The sequence below is a fragment of the Tabrizicola oligotrophica genome (assembly GCF_011008935.1).
In the GTDB taxonomy this organism is placed as follows: domain Bacteria; phylum Pseudomonadota; class Alphaproteobacteria; order Rhodobacterales; family Rhodobacteraceae; genus Tabrizicola_A; species Tabrizicola_A oligotrophica.
In genome coordinates, this window is the sequence record NZ_JAAIVJ010000001.1 from 702,463 (window position 1) to 718,695 (window position 16,233).

Below are 16,233 nucleotides of genomic sequence, written 5' to 3' on the forward strand. Positions count from 1 at the left end.
GCATGGAAAACCTCGCCCCCCTGGTCGATCCCTTCGCCCGCGCGATCAGCTATCTGCGCGTCTCGGTCACCGACCGCTGCGATTTCCGCTGCACCTATTGCATGACCGAACACATGACCTTCCTGCCGAAGGCCGACCTCCTGACGCTGGAGGAACTCGACCGGCTGTGCAGCGCTTTCGTCGCCTCGGGCGTGCAGAAGCTGCGGATCACCGGCGGCGAGCCTCTGGTGCGCAAGGGCATCATGACCCTCTTCCGCGCCATGTCGCGCCACCTGCAGACCGGCGCGCTGAAGGAACTGACGCTGACCACCAACGGCAGCCAGCTGGCGAAATACGCCGCGGAACTCGCCGAGTGCGGGGTGAAGCGCGTCAACGTCTCGCTCGACACGCTCGACACGGCGAAATTCGCCGAAATCACCCGCTGGGGCCGGTTGCCGCAGGTGCTGGACGGCATCCGCGCCGCGCAAGAGGCCGGGCTACGGGTCAAGATCAACGCGGTGGCGCTGAAAGGCTTCAACGAAGACGAGCTGTTCCCCCTCATCGACTGGTGCGGCGAGCAGGGCCATGACCTGACCTTCATCGAAGTCATGCCGATGGGCGAGATGGGCGATGTCCACCGTCTCGACCAGTACTGGAGCCTGAAAGACCTGCGCGCCCGGCTGGAAAGCCGCTTCACGCTCACCGATCTGGCCGAGCGCACCGGCGGGCCGGCCCGCTATGTCCGGCTGAACCAGACCGGGCAGAAGGTGGGCTTCATCACCCCCCTGACCCATAACTTCTGCGAAAGCTGCAACCGGGTGCGGCTGACCTGCACCGGAGAGCTTTACATGTGTCTCGGGCAGGAGGACATGGCCGACCTGCGCGCGCCCTTGCGCGCCAGCCCCGACGATGCGCTGTTGCACGAGGCGATCCGCGCCGCCATCAGCCGCAAGCCCAAGGGGCATGACTTCGACTATTCGCGGCAAAAGGTTGCGGGCCAGACCACCCGCCACATGAGCCACACCGGCGGCTGAGCGCCGCCGGCGGGGCCGCACCGGCCGTCAGGCCGCCGGCATCCGGGTTTCGACCATGCCGGCATACCAGCTTGAGCCGAAGGGAATCGCATTGTCGTCAAAGTTGTAGGCGGGGTGATGCACCATCGCGGTATCGCCGTTGCCCATGAAGATATAGGCGCCGGGCCGCTCCAGAAGCATGAAGCTGAAATCCTCGGCCCCCATCAGCGGCGGGGTGTCGGCATCGACCTTGCCCGAAACCGCGCGGGCCACCGCGACTGCGAATTCGGTGTTTTCCGGCGTGTTCACCGTCACCGGATAGCCGCGCATGTAGTTCACCTCGGCCTTGGCGCCCAAGGCCAGCGCCGTGCCCTCGCAGATCTCGCGGATCCGGCGCTCGACGAAATCCTGCACCGCGAAATCCATGGTCCGCACCGTGCCCTTCATCTTCACCACCTGCGGGATGACGTTATGCGCCGGGCTGTCGGTTTCCACCGTGCAGACCGAGACGACGACCTGTTTCATCGGATCGACCCCGCGCGAGGCGATGGTCTGCAAGGCCACCACGATATGCGCCGCCACCACGGTCGAATCGATGCAGTCATGCGGCTTGGCGGCATGGCCGCCCTTCCCCGTCACCGTGATCTCGATCTGGTCGGCCGAAGCCATGATCGCGCCGGGGCGAATGGCGAAGGTGCCAACCGGAATCCCCGGCATGTTGTGCATGCCGTAAACCTCCTGAATGCCCCAGCGGTCCATCATGCCCTCGGCGCACATCTCGCGCCCGCCGCCGCCGCCCTCTTCGGCGGGCTGGAAGATCATCACCGCGGAGCCGTCGAAATTGCGGGTCTCGGCCAGATACTTGGCCGCGCCCATCAGCATGGTCGTATGGCCGTCATGGCCGCAGGCATGCATCTTTCCCGGGGTTTTCGAGGCATAGTCTACCCCGGTCTGCTCGATGATCGGCAGCGCATCCATGTCGGCGCGCAGCCCGATCACCCGGCCCGACGTATCGGTTTTGCCTTTGATGACCGCGACAACGCCAGTGCGGCCAATACCCTCCACCACCTCGTCACAGCCGATCTCGCGGCAGAAGGCAGCGACCTTGGCGGCGGTGCGATGCACGTCGAACAGCAGTTCGGGGTTTTCATGGATGTCGCGGCGGATCGCAGTCAGCTCCGGCAACATCTCGGCAAAGCGGTTCTTAACGGGCATGGACAAGTCCTTTCAGGCTGAGAGCGGCAGGCGCTGCTCGACAAGGGTGACGAAATAGCTGCATCCGGCCGGGATGGCCTCGTCGTTGAAGTCATAGGCGGGGTGGTGGCACATGGCGCTGTCGCCATTGCCCATGAAGATATAGGCGCCGGGGCGGACCTGAAGCATATAGGAGAAATCCTCGGCCGGCATGATCGGCTTGACGTCACGCGCCACCTTTCCGACCACGGTTTCGGCGGCACGGGCGGCAAATTCGGTCTCGGCGGGGCTGTTCACCGTTACCGGATAGCCGCGCTCATACCGCACCTCGGCCACGGCGCCAAAGGCCTCGGCGGTGCTTTTCACCAGCGCGGTGATCCGCGCCTCGGCAAGATCGCGCCCGGCATCATCCAGCGCCCGCACTGTGCCTTCCATGACGACCTGATGCGCAATCACGTTCAGCGCATCGGAGTCGGTCTTGAAGGTGCCGACCGTCACCACCAGACTGGACAAGGGATCAGCGTTGCGCGCCACCACCGATTGCAGCGCCACGACGATGTGACAGCCAACCAGCGTGGTATCCACCGCGCGATGCGGCTCGGCGGCATGACCGCCCTTCCCCGTCACCGTGATGTAGAAACGATCGGATGCGGCCATCAGCGGACCGGGGCGCAAGCCAAACTGACCAACCGGCGTACCCGGCTCGTTGTGCAGGCCATAAACCTCGTCAATGGCAAAACGCTCCATCAGCCCGTCATCGACCATGGCCTTGGCCCCCGCCCCGCCTTCCTCGGCGGGTTGGAAGATCAGCGCGACGGTGCCATCGAAGGCCCTTGTTTCGCTCAGGTATTTTGCCACCCCCAACAGCATGGCGGTATGCCCGTCATGGCCGCAGGCATGCATCTTGCCCGCCACGGTCGAGGCATGGGCCGCCCCGGTCGCCTCATGGATCGGCAGCGCGTCCATATCGGCGCGCAGGCCCACCACCCGGCCCGATGCGGTCTTGCGGCCATGGATCAGCGCCACCACGCCGCTCTGCCCGATGCCTGTCACCACCTCGTCACAGCCAAAGCTGCGGCACAGCTCCGCCACCCGGCCAGAGGTTCGGGGCAGATCGTAAAGCAGTTCGGGATGGCGGTGGAAGTCCTGCCGCCAGCCGGCGATCTCGGCATGCAGTTCGGCAAAGCGGTTACGGATGGCCATGAAAACGCTCCTCTGGCGGTCAGCCTGTGCCAAAGCCCCCGGACCCGCAACCCCCAAGCGACCGGCAAGATGACCGATCGCTCAGGCGAAACGCCGCCGCGCCTCCAAGGCCAGCCCTGCGCCCACCGAGCCCAGCATGTCTCCGGTGGCCAGCTTGACGCCGGGCAACAACTCCGCCACCAGCCCGCGCAGCGCCGGCAGGTCCGACGAGCCGCCGGTCAGGAACACCGTTCCCACCTGTGCTGTCCCGGCCTGCGCCAGCACCTCGGCGATCAGCCCGGCAATGCGGGCCAGACCGGGGGCCAGCACCGCCTCGAACCGGGCGCGCAGCACCATCGGGTTCGGCCCGCCGCAGACCGGCTTCAGCGCCAAGCGCACCGCCTCGGCCCCGGAGAGCGCGATCTTCGCCGCCTCGACCTCCATCGCCAGCGCATGACCCGCGCGGGTTTCCGCCACCCGCACCAGCCGCCCCACCAGATCGGGCCGGTCGGCATCCTGCATCAGCCCCTTGATCTCGGCCATCTTGCGCGGGGCGTAAAGGCTGTTGATCCGGTGCCATGTCGCCAGATCAAGAAAATAATGGTTCGGAATCAGCGTCTTGCCCTGCGACAGGGTCGAGCCATGCCCCAGATGCGGCATGACCTCGGCCAAGGACAGGCTGCGGTCGAAATCCGTGCCGCCAAGCCTGATGCCGCCATTGCCAAGGACATCCGCCGCCCGGTCCGCCGCCCTCGCCCGCTCTGGCGAAACGCGGACAAGGGACACATCCGAGGTGCCGCCGCCGATGTCGACGATCAGCACGATCTCCTCGCCCGCGACGGTTTCCTCATAGCGCAGGGCGGCGGCGATGGGCTCGAACTGAAAGCCCACCTCGGCAAAACCGCAGGCCTTGGCAATCGCCGCCAGTGCCGCCTCGGCCGCAGCATCAGCGGCCGGGTCGCCATCGACGAAATGCACCGGGCGGCCAAGGACGACCTTGCTGACGCCGGGAGATTCAGCATCAAGACAGGCGCGCAAGTGCCTGAAGAAGCGCGTCAAAACCTCACGAAAGGTCACAGCTCGCCCGCCGACCGCAGTGCGCTCGTCAATCAGACCAAGCCCAAGCGTGGATTTCAGCCCGCGCATCAGACGGCCCTCGTCGCCCTCGACATAGGTCGCAATCGCCGCCCGGCCAAAGGACAAGGGGCCATCGTCCGGCCAGAACACCGCCGAGGGCAGCGTGGCCTGCCCGCCCTCCAGCGCGATCAGCCGCGCCGGCCCGTCCTCCGCCAGCGAAACCGTCGAATTCGAGGTGCCGAAATCAATGCCGCAAAACGCTGTCATGAACCTGTCCGATAGGGCGCGCGAAAAGTGCCCGGAACGGGCTCGATGAGCCTTTCTCAGAGCCCCTTGGCAACGTCAAGTTTCGATCCGTCGCCAAACCGGGCGAAGCGGAAGCGGCCGAGGTCATGGCCCACCGGCCGCCCGCGCACCAGATCGGCCATCACTCGGCCAAAGCCGGGGCCGATGCCAAAGCCGTGGCCGGAAAGCCCGGTGGCGATCACCAGCCCCTCCAGCGGCGCGCGGTCAAGGATCGGCACCACATCGGGCAGGGTGTCGATCATGCCCGCCCAGGCGGTCTTGATTCTTGGCCGTCCAAGCTCCGGCAGGGCGGCGGCGAAATGGTCGCAGGTGCGCGCCAGCGTGTTCAGGTTCGGCGCAGGGTTCAGCACGCGCAGCTGTTCAAAGGGCGAAACCTCATCGCCCTGCCAGCGCCGCCGGGTGCGCCAAGCATCCGGGAACCCCTTGGGCGAAGTCGGGCGGAATTTCGTTTTCCTGTAATCATTCCGCAGGGTTGGGATGTATTTCAGAACATGGCGGAAGGCATCCGGCCCGATATGGAAATCATGATGCTGCCCCGGCGCGATGGTATAGCCGCCGTCTTGCCGGCGCCGGAAGGCGAAGTTTTCATCCGCCGCATTGCCGGCAAAGACCTCGGGCATCGCTTCGGTCTGCGCCACCGAGGCGAGGACCGAAAGCTGCGGAATGTTCACCCCTTCGGCGCGCAGGAACAGCGACGACCACGCCCCCCCGGCCACCACCACCTGTTCGCAGGCGATCCGGCCGCGTTCGGTGTACACCCCCGCCACCCGGCCCGCCGCCAGATCCAGCCGCCTGACCGCGCAGTTTTCCACGATCACCGCGCCACGCGCCACCGCGCCTGTCGCCAGCATCGGCACCGCCACCCAAGGCTCGGCCCGCGCGTCCGAGGCGGTGAACATGCCGCCGACCCAGGGCGCGGCATGGCCGGCAATCCGCGCCTTCACCTGTGCGGCCGATTGCAGCACCGTGTCGATCCCGTGCAACACGGCATGCTTGCGCCAGTCCTCGAACCCGGCCATCTCGGCCTCGGTCAGGGCGAGATACTTCACGCCCTCTTGCCGGAACCCCAGCCCGGTGCCGAACTCCTGCGCCAGCCCCTGCCACAGCCGCAGGCTCTCCACCATGATCGGCAGTTCGCCCGGATCCCGGCCCTGCTGGCGGATCCAGCCCCAGTTGCGGCTGGACTGCTCGCCCGCAATGCGGCCTTTTTCGCACAAGACCACCCTGACGCCAGCTTCGGCCAGATACCAGGCGGTCATCACCCCCATGATGCCGCCGCCAAGGACCACAACCTCGCAAGCCTTTGGCAGCGCGGGGGAAAACTGGACGGGCGTCGCTTCGGAAATCGGAAAGCTGCTCATGCACAGATGTCCAGAAGCCGCTGCATGAACGCCTGCCCCGCCACGAACTCGCTCAACTCCAGATATTCGTCCGGCTGGTGGGCCTGCGCGATGTCACCCGGCCCGCAGACCACGGCGGAATAGCCGGCTTCCTGAAACTGCCCGGCCTCGGTGCCATAGCTGACCACCCCCACCGCATTGTCGCCAGTCAGGCGGCGAGCCAGCGCCTCGGCCTCGCCGCGCTCCTCGGGCACCAGCCCCGGCACTCCGAAGAAGCGGTCCAGTTCTACCCCCGCCTCGGGCCGCACCGCCTTCATCGCCAGATCCAGCCGCTGCGCCTCGGCCACGAAAGCGGCCTCATGCGCGGCGATGTCCTCGCCCGGCACCACCCGCATCTCCACGGCAAAGCAACAATCGGCGGCGGTGATGTTGTGGGCGGTGCCGCCGGAAATCATGCCGACATGCAGCGTGGTAAAGGGCGGCCGGAAAGTTGCCGCCACCGGCCCCGGCGGGCGGGCCTGAATCGCGGCGTTGCGGTCATTGATCCAACTGATCAGCCGCGCGCCTTCCATGATCGCCGAAACACCCTCGGGCAAGAGCGAGGAATGCACTTCGAAGCCCTTCACATGTACATGATAGCCGGTGCCGCCCTTGTGGCCGGTGATGATCTTCATCCGGCTCGGCTCGCCGATCAGTGCGGCCGAGCCTTTGGGCAAGACCTGCCCCAGCGTCTCGATCATCGGCGGGGCGCCGGTGCAGCCAAGTTCCTCGTCATAAGAGAGCGCCAGTTGCAAAGGCCGCTGCACCCCCGTCTTCTGCGCCCGCACCAAGGCCCAGACCGCCAGCGCGACATAGCCCTTCATGTCGCAGGTGCCGCGCCCGTAAAGCCGGCCGTCGCGCTCTTCGACCACCCAGGGATCGGACGACCACGCCTGCCCGTCCACCGGCACGACATCGGAATGCCCCGACAGCACCACCGCCCCGGCAACGCGCGGCCCGGCATGGGCCATCAGCGCCGCCTTCTGGCGATCCTCGTTCCAATGGCGGTGACATTCGATGCCATGGCCGGTCAGATAGGTTTCCAGCCAGTCCACCAGCGCCAGATTGCTCTCCCGGCTGACGGTCGGAAAGGCGACCAGCCGCTCCAGCAGTTGACGCGACGTCAGTTCTTCCATCCCGGCTCTCCCAAATCTGGGCCGCAAGGTGGCCCTGCCCATGATCGCTGTCAAGGACCGGCAAATTGTATCTGGTACACTACAATTTGACCGGCCATTTCGCCATATCGTCGCCGAATTTCAGGGTTGCTAGGTGAGACAAAATCGGAAAGACTTGCCCAAATCGACCGGGCGGTCAAAAACGACCTGGCGACAAAAACAACATAAAAATAAAATAAAAACAAGATCCTGGGGAGTCACATATGCCCGATGGGGCCGCGCCCGTCCTTGATGTCAGGGGGCTGAAGACCGTTTTCCGCACCCGCGGAGGCGAGATTCATGCCGTCAACTCGGTCAGCTTTCACCTGAAACGGGGGGAAGTGCTGGGCGTTGTCGGGGAAAGCGGCTCCGGCAAGTCGGTGACGATGATGAGCCTGATCGGCCTCTTGCCCTCGCCCCCCGCCGAAATCCGCGGCGGCGAGGTGATGCTGGGTGACCGCGACCTTCTGAAGATCGACGCCGAAGAGCTGCGGCAGGTGCGCGGCGCCAAGGTGGGTTTCGTGTTTCAGGACCCGATGACCAGCCTGAACCCGGTCTTCACCGTCGGCATGCAGATCATGGAGCCGCTGCGCGAACATATGGGGCTGGACAAGCAGCAGGCCGAAGCCCGCGCTGTGGAGCTCTTGCAACTGGTCGGCATTCCCGATGCGGCAAAGCGGCTGAAATCCTATCCGCACCAGTTTTCCGGCGGCATGCGACAGCGGGTGATGATCGCCATTGCACTGGCCTGCAACCCCGATGTGCTGATTGCCGACGAACCCACCACGGCGCTGGATGTCACCATTCAGGCCCAGATCCTCGAACTGGTGAAGGAGCTGCGTCAGAAGCTCGGGATGGCGATCATCTGGATCACCCATGACCTTGGTGTCATCGCCACTGTCGCCGACCGGGTGATGGTGATGTATGGCGGTCAGGTTGTGGAACATGGTCCGGTGAAAGAGCTGTTCGCCTTTCCGCGCCACCCCTATACCCGCGCGCTGCTCAAGACGATCCCGTCGATCACCGGCCATCGCGAGGCACGTCTGCAGGTGATCGAAGGCCAGCCGCCGATCCTGAACGCCACGCCCACCGCCTGCCCGTTCCGCGCCCGCTGCCCGCACGCGATGGAGATTTGCAGCCGCGAGAACCCCGCCCGCCGCGCGGTGGACGCAGCCCCGCTTGGCCACGGCCATGACGTGGCCTGCCACTGGTCGCCGCCCGCCCTGCACGAGGCCGCCCATGCGTGACACGATGACCGAACCTCTGGTGCGCGTGGACGATCTGAAGATGCATTTCCCGATCTACACCGGGGTCTTTCGCCGCCACACCGGCGATGTAAAGGCGGTGGACGGGGTGTCCTTCTCCATCCAGCCGGGCGAGACGCTGGGCCTGGTCGGCGAAAGCGGCTGCGGCAAGTCCACCGTCGGCCGGGCACTCCTGCGGCTTTATGAACCCACCGCCGGCCGCGTCGTGATCGAGGGCGAGGATATCGCCACCCTTGACCCCGAGGCGCTGCGCCGCAAGCGCCCCACCATGCAGATGGTGTTTCAGGACCCGCAGGCCAGCCTTAACCCCCGCATGACGCTGTCGGCCATCATTGCCGAACCGATGGTGGAACACACCAGCCTGACCGCCGAGGAGCGGCAGGCGCGCGTGTTTGAGCTGATGGATGCCGTCGGCCTGAACCGCCGCTTCGCCAACCGCTACCCGCACGAGTTTTCCGGCGGCCAGCGCCAGCGCATCGGCATTGCCCGCGCGCTGGCGCTGAACCCGAAATTCATCATCTGCGACGAACCCATTGCCGCGCTGGACGTGTCCATTCAGGCGCAGGTGGTGAACCTGCTGGAGGATTTGCAGGACAAGCTGGGCCTGACCTATCTGTTCATCAGCCATGACCTTTCGATGGTGCGCCATATCGCCGACCGGGTGGCGGTGATGTATCTGGGCCGGATCGCCGAACTTTCCCCGCGCGATGCGCTTTATGCCCAACCACTGCACCCCTATGCCGAAGCGCTTCTGTCGGCGGTCAACGAACCCGACCCGAACCGCGCCCGGCGCGAGCGGATCATCCTGAAAGGCGATGTGCCCTCGCCCGCCAACCCGCCCAAGGGCTGCAGCTTCTGCACCCGCTGCCCCAAGGTCTTTGCCCGCTGCCGCGTCGAACGCCCGGAACTGGCCGAAGTCCAGCCCGGCCGTTTCGTCGCCTGCCATCTTTACACACCAGACGCCGGCCAAACCGGCGCATCCGGGGTTCCCGAGCACAACCAACAAGGAGCAAGCTCATGAAACTGAAGACCGCCCTTCTGGGCGCCGCCTGTGCGTTCGCTTTCGCGCCCGCGGCCTTTGCCGAGCGCGGCGCCGATGGCCATGTCAACGTGCTGTACTGGCAGGCCCCCTCGACGCTGAACCCCTACCTGTCGTCCGGCACCAAGGATGTGGAAACGTCCTCGCTGGTGCTCGAAGGCCTCGCCGGCTTCAACGAAAAGGGCGAAGTGATTGCCCGCCTGGCCGAGTCGGTCCCGACTGTGGAAAATGGCGGTGTCGCGGCTGACCTGACCTCGATCACCTGGAAGCTGCAGCCGGGCCTTCTGTGGTCCGACGGCACCCCCGTCACCTCGGCCGACGCCAAGTTCACCTGGGAATATTGCACCCACCCCGAGGGCGGCTGCGCCCAGGCCGCGCGCTATGAAGGCGTGACCGCGGTGGAAACCCCGGACGAGCTGACCATCGTGGTCAAGTTCGCCGCGCCGAAGCCCAACCCCTACATGGCCTTCGTCGGCGGCACCTCGCCGCTTCTGCAGGCTGCCCAGTTCGCCAACTGCCTTGGCGCGGCGGCCTCGACCTGCACCGACCAGAACTTCATGCCGATCGGCACCGGCCCCTTCGTGGTCAAAGAGTTCAAGACCAATGACACCGTGTCGCTGGAAGCGAACCCGAACTACCGCGATCCGGCCAAGCCCGCCTTTGCCACGATGACCGTCAAGGGCGGCGGCGACGCCGAAGCGGCGGCGCGCGCCGTGATGGAAACCGGTGAGTTCGACTATGCCTGGAACACCCAGATCAACCCGGAACTGCAGGCGGCGATGGCTGGCGGCGGCAAGGGCGTGTTCCTCAACGGCTTCGGCACGCTGGTCGAGCGCATCGAGATGAACATGACCGACCCCTCGGCTGACCTTGCCGAAGGCGAGCGGTCGACCACCAAGCACCCGCACCCGATCCTGTCGGACATCAAGGTGCGCACCGCGCTGTCGATGGCAATCGACCGTCAGGTGCTGGTGGATGTCGGCTATGGCGCCGCCGGCCGGCCGACCTGCAACCTGGTGCCGGCGCCGGAGATGTTCGCCGATACGACCAACACCGGCTGCCTGACGCAGGACATCGAAGGCGCCAAGGCGCTGTTGGAAGAAGCCGGCTGGGTCGCGGGCGCCGATGGCATCCGCGAGAAGGACGGCAAGAAGCTGCACCTGCTCTATCAGACCTCCACGAACCCGGTCCGTCAGGACTTCCAGGCGCTGGTCAAGGGCTGGTGGGAAGAAATCGGCGTTTCGGTCGAGCTGAAGAACATCGACGCCTCGGTGTTCTTCGGTGGCGATGCCGGCTCGCCCGACACCTTCCAGAAGTTCTATGCCGACGTCGAAATGTATGCCAACAACTTCGACGGTACTGACCCCGAGCCCTATCTGGCGCAATACATGTGCGACAAGATCCCCGGCCCGGAAAACCAGTGGCAGGGCGAGAACATCAACCGCTTCTGCGACCCGGCCTATGACGCCCTGGTCAAGGAAATGTCGGCGACCGCCGATCTGGCCAAGCGCTCGGAACTGGCCAAGACGATGAACGGCATGCTGACCCGCGACACCATGACCGTGGTGCCGCTGGTCGACCGTGGTCGTCTGTCGGCCGCCTCTGTCACGCTGGGCGGCGTGGTGCTGAACACCTGGGACACCGAGCTGTGGAACGCCCAGGACTGGTTCCGCGTCAAGTGATCTGACACTCCCCGGGGGGCAGGCCTTTGCCGGCCTGTCCCCTTTCTTCCCGAAAGACTGCTGACCAAAGGCACGCATCCGATGCTCACCTACACGCTGAGACGGCTACTTCTGGCCATCCCGACGCTTTTGCTGATCAGTCTTGTCATCTTCCTGCTGGTCGATCTGGCCCCCGGCTCGCCCGCCTCCGAGATCCCGCTGACCGTGCCGCCCGAAGTGCGCGAGAAGATCCTTGAGGCGCTTGGCGTCAACGAACCGCTGCATGTGCGCTATCTTCTATGGCTGAAGCAGTTCTTCTGGATCGAACCGCTGAACGGCATTGATGCGCTGTTCGGCACCGGTTTTGCCGAAGGCATGCAGCGCATCATCAGCTACCAGACCCGCAGCCCGGTGTTCCCGCTGATCGCCGAGCGCCTGCCGCAGACCCTGACCGTGATCGGCACCGCCTATCTGGTCGGCGTCATGATCGCCCTGCCGATCGGCATCTATTCGGCCTACCGGCAATATTCGCTGTTCGACCAGTTCGGCACGATGTTCGCCATGATCGGCTTTTCGGTACCGACCTTCTTCACCGGCACGGTGTTCATCATCGTCTTTGGCGTCTGGCTGGGCTGGTTTCCGACCAAATACGACACCACGCTGGAGGTGACGGACTGGGCAAGCTTCCTCAGGCAACTGCGGCAGATGGCCATGCCGGTCATGGTGCTGGGTCTGGCCAATGCCGCCGCCATCAGCCGCTACATGCGCTCTTCGATGCTGGAGAACATGAAACAGGACTACGTCCGCACCGCCCGCGCCAAGGGCATGAGCGAACGCACCGTGGTGCTGAAACATGTGCTGCGCAACTCGCTCATTCCGGTCGTCACCATCATCGCGCTTGGCATCCCCTCGATCTTCGGCGGCGCCATCATCACCGAGAACCTCTTCGGCGTGAACGGCATCGGGGCGGCGCTGATCGGCGCCATCCGCGGCAATGACCTGCCGATGGTGCAGACGCTGGCCTTCATCTTCGCGATCCTGATCGTGAGCTTCAACCTGATCGCCGACGTGCTTTACGGCCTTCTCGATCCGAGGATCCGCTATGACTGACACTGCCGCGCTCGACAAACCCGAAAGCCAGCTTGCCGCCGTCTGGCGCCAGTTCCGCCAGCACAAGGGCGCGGTCTTTGGCCTTTGCGTGCTGGGGCTTCTGGTGGCCTTCGTGCTTTTGGGCCCCTATCTGTGGCAGGCCGAGGAGCTGAAGGTCTCCGAGGCGCTGAAGGTCAAGAACAAGCCGCCCAGCCTGCGCTTTCCGCTTGGCACCGACCAGCTTGGCCGCGACATGCTGGACCGGATGATGTCGGCCGGGCAGGTCTCGCTGGCAGTGGGCTTTGTCGCCATGCTGATCGCAATCTTCTTCGGCACCTTCATCGGCGTGATGGCCGGCTATTTCAAGCGGCTGGACGGGCCCTTGATGCGGCTGACCGACATGTTCCTTGCCCTGCCGCTGATCCCGCTCCTGCTGGTCATGGTGATGCTGTTCCGCGACCGGCTGGCCAAGGTGGTGGGCCCCGAGATGGGGGCCTTCCTGCTCATCGTCTTTGCCATCGGCGCCACCAGCTGGATGCACGCCGCCCGCATCGTGCGCGGCGAGGTGCTGGCGCTGAAAGAGCGCGAGTATGTGCTCGCCGCCCGCTCGATCGGCGCGCCGCCGCGCCGGATCATCCTGCGCCACATCCTGCCGAACGTGGTCTCGCCCGTCATGGTGGCCGCCACGCTGGGCATTGCCGAAGCGATCATCACCGAAAGCGTGCTGTCGTTCCTCGGCCTCGGCTTCCCGCCCGACTTCCCGACCTGGGGCCGGCTGCTGCATGACGGGCTGTCCTACATGCAGCTTTACCCCGAGCGGGTAATCTGGCCCGGCCTTGCCATCTCGCTGACGGTGCTGTCGGTGAATTACATCGGCGACGGGTTGCGCGACGCGCTGGACCCCAAGGCGCGCGGGCGGTAGGGCACCCGCATTTATCAAATCGAGTGGGGCCCCAAGGCGCCCGCGCGCGGAGTTTTGCAAGACGTCGCGTCAGTGCATCGCCTTGCGAATGCGCCGGACCATCAGCCAGACCGCCGCCATGACCGGCAGCACCAGCACCGCCGTCAGCATCTCCTTGCTGAAGCCCGCCGCCTTGGCCAGCGGATAGGCCAGATACCCCGCCAGACTGACCGCGTAATAGCTGATCGCCACCACCGACAGGCCTTCGACCGTGTGTTGCAGCCTGAGCGCCAGATCGGCCCTGCGGTCCATGCTTTCCAAGAGCTTCTGGTTCTGCGCCGAGCGCTCGACATCCACCCGCGTTCTAAGCAGTTCCGCCGCGCGTTCCGCCCGGTCGGCCATCTCGCCCAGACGCTTCTCCGCCGATTTCACCGTGCGCATCGCCGGATCATAGCGCCGCATCATGAACTCGCCGAAGGTCTGCCGCCCGGCCACCCGCTCCTCGCGCAGGACCTGCACCCGCTGGTTCAGGATCGCCTCATAGGCCGCCGTCGCCCCGAAGCGGAACGAGAACTTGACGGCAAGGCTTTCCAGCTCGGCCGAAATGGCCAGAAGGTTGTGCAGCGCGGTTTCCGGCGAGGGCTCGCTGGCGTCCATGGCGCCAACCAACCCCGCAAGCCTGGGGTCCAGCGCGTTGAGCTGCCCCGTCAACTGCCGCGAGCGCATCAGCCCCAGCATCGACATCGCCCGATAGGTCTCGATCTCGCACAGCCGCTGCACGATGCGACCCACCCGGCGCGCGCCTGTGTCGGGGCGGACAAAGACCGCAAAGCGCATGTGCCCGGCCGGATCAATCCGGAAATCGCCCGCCACCACCGCCGCGCCGTCCACCACCCGGGCGACGGCAAGGCTTTCGGCGACGAACCAGTCATCCAGCTGCGCCAGCATCACCGCTTCGTCCTCGGGCAGATGCTCCACCCGGATCAAGACCGAGGTCAGCCGCTTGCCCGGCGCCTGTTCCAGCCAGTCGGCCGGAAAGACATCGGCCTCCATCGGGTCGAAGGGCCGGGCCGAGAGGCCGGGAGTGAAAGCCGAATAGGTGACGAACTCGGTATGGCTTTCCCATTTCAGGCTCGACCGCCCGATCTCACCGGCGAAATGCGTGGCCTCGGGCTGCGGATGCGCCGCGCCGTGGCGGTCCAGGAGCGCCAGCAGATGCGCCCGATCCGCCCCCCGGTCACGGTTCGCAGCCTCGACCGGCTCCTTGATCGCCACATAGGCCGCCATGCAGGGCGCCTGCAGCAGCGGGAAAGGCCGGGCGTGCAGCTCGTTCACTGTGGCGTAACGCAGGGGATGGTCGGGGATCATGGGCACGGGCCTTCGGCGTTTGCGGCGATTTGCCCCTGCCCCGGCCGCGATTTCCAGCGAAACTGCCGCATACCGGGGTATTCCCCCCGCCTGTTGCCGAAATGCAAAAGGCCCCGGAGCCAATCCGGGGCCTTGCCTGACCTGTAGGGTGGGTTTTCAACCCACCAAACTTAATCGATCATCGGCAGGAGCGCATCGAGCGATTTCTTGGCGTCGCCATAGAACATCCTTGTGTTGTCCTTGTAGAACAACGGGTTCTCGATCCCGGAATAGCCGGTGCCCTGCCCGCGCTTCGACACGAACACCTGTTTCGCCTTCCAGCATTCCAGAACCGGCATGCCGGCGATGGGGCTGTTGGGGTCTTCCTGCGCCGCCGGGTTCACGATGTCATTCGAGCCGATGACGATGGCCACATCGGTCGAGGGGAAGTCCTCGTTGATCTCGTCCATCTCCATCACGATGTCATAGGGCACCTTGGCCTCGGCCAGAAGCACGTTCATGTGCCCCGGCAGTCGGCCCGCGACCGGGTGGATGGCAAAGCGCACTTCCTTGCCCTTGGCCCGCAGCTTGCGGGTCAGTTCGGACACGCTTTGCTGCGCCTGTGCCACCGCCATGCCGTAACCCGGAATGATGATGATCGATTCCGCATCGTTCAGCGCCGCCGCCACGCCTTCGGTATCGATGGCAATCTGCTCGCCGGTGACTTCCATCGCCGGGCCGGTGGTGCCACCAAAGCCGCCGAGGATCACCGAGATGAACGAGCGGTTCATCGCCTTGCACATGATGTAGCTCAGGATCGCACCCGAAGAACCCACCAGCGCGCCGACCACGATCAGAAGGTCATTCGACAGCGAAAAGCCGATCGCCGCCGCCGCCCAGCCCGAATAGCTGTTCAGCATGGAAACCACGACCGGCATGTCCGCCCCGCCAATCCCCATGATGAGGTGATAGCCGATGAAGAAGGCCGCCAGCGTCATCACCACCAGCGCCCAGGTGCCGGCGCCGTTGAAATACATCACCAGCAGAACCAGCGAGATCAGCGCCGCAGAGGCGTTCAGCACATGGCCGCCCGGCAGCTTCTTCGCCTTGCCGTCGACCTTGCCGGCAAGCTTGCCATAGGCGATCACCGAGCCGGTGAAGGTCACGGCCCCGATGAAGACGCCAAGGAAGGTTTCCACCTTCAGCACGGCGATCTCGCTGGCGGATTTCGCCGCGATCTTGTGGGCAAAGCCCGACAGGGCCTCCAGCGCGTCGGCGTCGCCCGCCGCCTGCAAGGCCGCAATCCCGGCCATTTCAATCTCGGTGTTGTAACCGATGAACACCGCCGCCAGACCAACCAGCGAGTGCATCGCGGCCACCAGTTGCGGCATCTCGGTCATCTGCACGCGCTTGGCCACAACCCAGCCAATCGCGCCACCGGCGGCGATCATCGCCAGCGAAATCAGCCAGTTGCCCGCGCCGGGGCCGTAAAGCGTGGCCAGAATGGCCAGCGCCATGCCGGCAATGCCATACCAGACCGCGCGCTTGGCGCTCTCCTGTCCCGAAAGCCCGCCCAAGGACAGGATGAACAGCACCGCTGCAACGACATAGGCCGCCGTGGTAAATCCGTATTCCATCTCCGGCCCT

The 16,233-nt window shown here is 65.4% G+C and carries 13 protein-coding genes; 6 read left to right on the forward strand and 7 right to left on the reverse strand.

What is annotated here, in order from left to right:
• The first annotated feature begins 2 nt into the window (after positions 1-2).
• On the forward strand, positions 3-1,013 hold the full coding sequence (gene moaA / locus G4Z14_RS03415) for a GTP 3',8-cyclase MoaA (RefSeq protein WP_164623333.1): 1,011 nt from the start codon (positions 3-5) through the stop codon (positions 1,011-1,013).
• Between the two features lie 27 nt (positions 1,014-1,040).
• Here moaA and G4Z14_RS03420 read toward each other — a convergent pair whose 3' ends face one another.
• The 5 genes from G4Z14_RS03420 to argE form a co-directional block, all read right to left on the reverse strand.
• Complete coding sequence (locus tag G4Z14_RS03420) at positions 1,041-2,207, reverse strand: M20 aminoacylase family protein (protein ID WP_164623334.1); 1,167 nt, start codon at positions 2,205-2,207, stop codon at positions 1,041-1,043.
• 12 nt (positions 2,208-2,219) lie between these two features.
• Positions 2,220-3,389, reverse strand: coding sequence for a M20 aminoacylase family protein (locus tag G4Z14_RS03425; RefSeq protein WP_164623335.1), 1,170 nt, complete (start codon positions 3,387-3,389; stop codon positions 2,220-2,222).
• A gap of 81 nt (positions 3,390-3,470) precedes the next feature.
• On the reverse strand, positions 3,471-4,712 hold the full coding sequence (locus G4Z14_RS03430) for an Hsp70 family protein (protein WP_164623336.1): 1,242 nt from the start codon (positions 4,710-4,712) through the stop codon (positions 3,471-3,473).
• A 56-nt stretch (positions 4,713-4,768) separates the two neighbouring features.
• Positions 4,769-6,112, reverse strand: coding sequence for an NAD(P)/FAD-dependent oxidoreductase (locus tag G4Z14_RS03435; RefSeq protein WP_164623337.1), 1,344 nt, complete (start codon positions 6,110-6,112; stop codon positions 4,769-4,771).
• Positions 6,109-7,266, reverse strand: a complete 1,158-nt coding sequence (argE, locus tag G4Z14_RS03440; protein ID WP_164623338.1) for an acetylornithine deacetylase — start codon at positions 7,264-7,266, stop codon at positions 6,109-6,111. Before argE ends, G4Z14_RS03435 begins: the two co-directional genes overlap by 4 nt.
• Positions 7,267-7,508: 242 nt before the next feature.
• Here argE and G4Z14_RS03445 point away from each other — a divergent pair, with 242 nt between their 5' ends.
• The 5 genes from G4Z14_RS03445 to G4Z14_RS03465 all read left to right on the forward strand — a co-directional run bounded on the left by G4Z14_RS03445 (position 7,509) and on the right by G4Z14_RS03465 (position 13,260).
• Positions 7,509-8,531 carry an ABC transporter ATP-binding protein gene (locus G4Z14_RS03445; RefSeq protein WP_164623339.1) on the forward strand — a complete coding sequence of 341 codons (1,023 nt, stop codon included), beginning with the start codon at positions 7,509-7,511 and terminating at the stop codon, positions 8,529-8,531.
• A complete protein-coding gene (locus tag G4Z14_RS03450; RefSeq protein ID WP_321572994.1) occupies positions 8,524-9,570 on the forward strand; it encodes an ABC transporter ATP-binding protein in 1,047 nt (348 codons plus the stop codon). The genes G4Z14_RS03445 and G4Z14_RS03450 overlap by 8 nt, the downstream gene beginning before the upstream one ends.
• On the forward strand, positions 9,567-11,270 hold the full coding sequence (locus tag G4Z14_RS03455; RefSeq protein ID WP_164623340.1) for a peptide ABC transporter substrate-binding protein: 1,704 nt from the start codon (positions 9,567-9,569) through the stop codon (positions 11,268-11,270). Before G4Z14_RS03450 ends, G4Z14_RS03455 begins: the two co-directional genes overlap by 4 nt.
• Before the next feature lie 81 nt (positions 11,271-11,351).
• On the forward strand, positions 11,352-12,359 hold the full coding sequence (locus tag G4Z14_RS03460; protein WP_164623341.1) for an ABC transporter permease: 1,008 nt from the start codon (positions 11,352-11,354) through the stop codon (positions 12,357-12,359).
• Entirely contained in the window at positions 12,352-13,260 is a 909-nt protein-coding gene (locus G4Z14_RS03465) for an ABC transporter permease (RefSeq protein ID WP_164623342.1), read from the forward strand. The genes G4Z14_RS03460 and G4Z14_RS03465 overlap by 8 nt, the downstream gene beginning before the upstream one ends.
• Positions 13,261-13,329: 69 nt before the next feature.
• Here G4Z14_RS03465 and G4Z14_RS03470 read toward each other — a convergent pair whose 3' ends face one another.
• Complete coding sequence (locus G4Z14_RS03470; RefSeq protein ID WP_164623343.1) at positions 13,330-14,613, reverse strand: DUF3422 family protein; 1,284 nt, start codon at positions 14,611-14,613, stop codon at positions 13,330-13,332.
• 164 nt (positions 14,614-14,777) lie between these two features.
• Positions 14,778-16,223, reverse strand: a complete 1,446-nt coding sequence (locus tag G4Z14_RS03475) for an NAD(P)(+) transhydrogenase (Re/Si-specific) subunit beta (protein ID WP_164623344.1) — start codon at positions 16,221-16,223, stop codon at positions 14,778-14,780.
• Between the last annotated feature and the right edge of the window lie 10 nt (positions 16,224-16,233).